General features: G+C 68.7%; 2 protein-coding genes and 1 pseudogene. All 3 read right to left on the bottom strand.

The window, feature by feature from the left end; genetic code table 11:
- Nucleotides 1–58: 58 nt before the first annotated feature.
- Nucleotides 59–475: a cupin domain-containing protein gene (locus FOE67_RS24320; protein ID WP_182666977.1), complete on the bottom strand. Its 417-nt coding sequence runs from the start codon at nt 473–475 to the stop codon at nt 59–61.
- A gap of 267 nt (nt 476–742) precedes the next feature.
- Entirely contained in the window at nt 743–1,420 is a 678-nt protein-coding gene (locus tag FOE67_RS24315; protein WP_228474239.1) for a substrate-binding domain-containing protein, read from the bottom strand.
- Between the two features lie 60 nt (nt 1,421–1,480).
- A pseudogene (locus FOE67_RS29705) lies at nt 1,481–1,663 on the bottom strand (helix-turn-helix domain-containing protein); the annotation flags it as partial.
- Nucleotides 1,664–1,903 lie beyond the last annotated feature (240 nt).

Raw genomic sequence — 1,903 nt, 5'->3', positions numbered from 1 at the left:
GTGGTCGGGCGGGACGGCTCCGGTCGGGGACGGAGGGGGGACGTCCCGCCCGACCGGATCAGGGGGCGGCGGTCAGACCGACGGGGCGAATGCCCTTCCCCGGGGTGCGGGGATCGGCCGGGCGGGTGCGGATGGCCAGCACGGTGCAGCCCGTACGGCTGGACATCTGGTGTTCGGTGCCGGGTCCCTCGACCACCAGGTCGCCCTTGACGTAGGAGATGCCGTCGCTGTGGTCCAGGACTCCGTCCAGCACCAGCATCAGCTCGTAGCCGAGGTGCTCGTGGAAGTCCCCGTGCGCTCCGGGCGGGAAGCGCAGCAGGAGCCCCACCGAGTCCTCGTTGCCCGATTCGTCCGGCGCCCAGAGCACGTGGTGCTCGACGCCGATCCTCCCCGGCTCCTCCCAGGCGACCCAGTCGAGTTGGTCCAGTTCGAAGCCGCTGCGAAAGACGTTCGCAATGTAATGGACATCCGGCATTCTCTCGCCTCTCATCGAGCGGTGTTCGACGGGTGTCGATCCACCGGGAAATTTCCGAATTCCCCCGAAAGGCTAGAGGCGTGGGGCGACGGGGGTTCCCCGGGAAGCACGATGGGAGCCATCGGAAAAACCGATGCCCACGAGGAGGGCCGGGGTCGGGAGAGGGGGATACCCCGGTGGGACTTTCCGCACACACGAAGGGGCGGGTGATCCACGGCGGAAATCGCCGTGGATCACCCGCCCCGCGGGTTCGTCGCAATTCTCGTGTCAGGCCACCGAGGAGGAGACCATCGGCGGCCTTCCGATGCGTTTCGCCACCTCGCACACCGCCGCGATCACCGTGCGGGCGGTTTCCCCGCCCGTCCACAGCGCGTGGACGTCGAGGACGACATGGGGGAGGTCCGGGATCACCGGCAGTCCGCTCCCCCCGCCCGCGTGCCGCAGCGTCTCGACGGGCAGCATGGCCATCCCGTAGCCACCGCGCGCCAACTCCAGCGCGCCCCCGACCGACCCCGCCTCGACGACCACGGGGTCGATGCCGTGGAGCGACCTCAACGCGTCGACGCACGTGCGGTGGGAGGGGCAGTCGGGGTCCACCGCGATGACCCGGACCGCGGAATCCCTCCTCCCCCGGAGGTCCGCCGCGACGGCCGGCGTGCCGACCGGCACCACCTCCAGCGGGGGCAGTTCCTCGACCACCACACCGGCGGGCAGCGGCCCCCCGGCCCCGGGATCCCCGTGGACCAGCGCGATGTCCACCTCGTCGCCCCGCACGGCGCCGGCGGCGTCCCGAACGGCCAGCTGTCGGGGGGAGACCGCCACCCCCGGGTACCGGTAACGGCACTCCTTGACCAGCGACCCGACCCGGGATTCCAGGAGGAGCGCGGAGGCCCCGATCCTGGCACGTCCCGTGGGTTGCCCGGACGGGTTCAAGGCGTCGGACATCTCCTCCACTAAGTGGAATATTCGATTCGTGTACTCCTGGAATATCAGCCCGGCCGGGGTGAGGCGGACACCATGGGGTCGACGCTGGATCAACTGCGCACCCACCCGATTTTCCAATGACCGAATGTGCGCGGTGACGCTCGATTGCGCATATCCGAGGCTGCGGGCAGCTCTGGTCAAACTGCCCAACCTGGCCACTTCACGGAAAGATCTCAATTGATAGAGCGAAAGGTTCAACGCCACTGCTCCCCCTGGCCGTCCTGTTCACATCCCGCCCCGACATCGCACGCGTGTACGTTCGGTGACGAGGGTCGTTCGCGGCTCTCCGTCTCTGCCGCGACTTCCCAGACTCGCCCAGCCTAACGGTACAAAGTTTGTATACCCGTTAGGCCTGACGGATCGTGCCACGCGCACATGCCCTCTGGCAACCCGCTCCCGAGGAAGGGACGATCATGACCTTCGGTCCCCCCACACCCCCGCTCC

It is taken from the genome of Streptomyces calidiresistens, from assembly GCF_014141525.1.
Classification (GTDB): Bacteria; Actinomycetota; Actinomycetes; order Streptomycetales; family Streptomycetaceae; genus Streptomyces; species Streptomyces calidiresistens.
This window is presented reverse-complemented; position numbering and strand designations above follow the sequence as displayed.

Bases quoted from the DNA above. Each gene is read 5' to 3' on its own strand.
- FOE67_RS24320 (WP_182666977.1), bottom strand. From the start codon at position 475: ATGCCGGATGTCCATTACATTGCGAACGTCTTTCGCAGCGGCTTCGAA.
- FOE67_RS24315 (WP_228474239.1), bottom strand. From the start codon at position 1,420: ATGTCCGACGCCTTGAACCCGTCCGGGCAACCCACGGGACGTGCCAGG.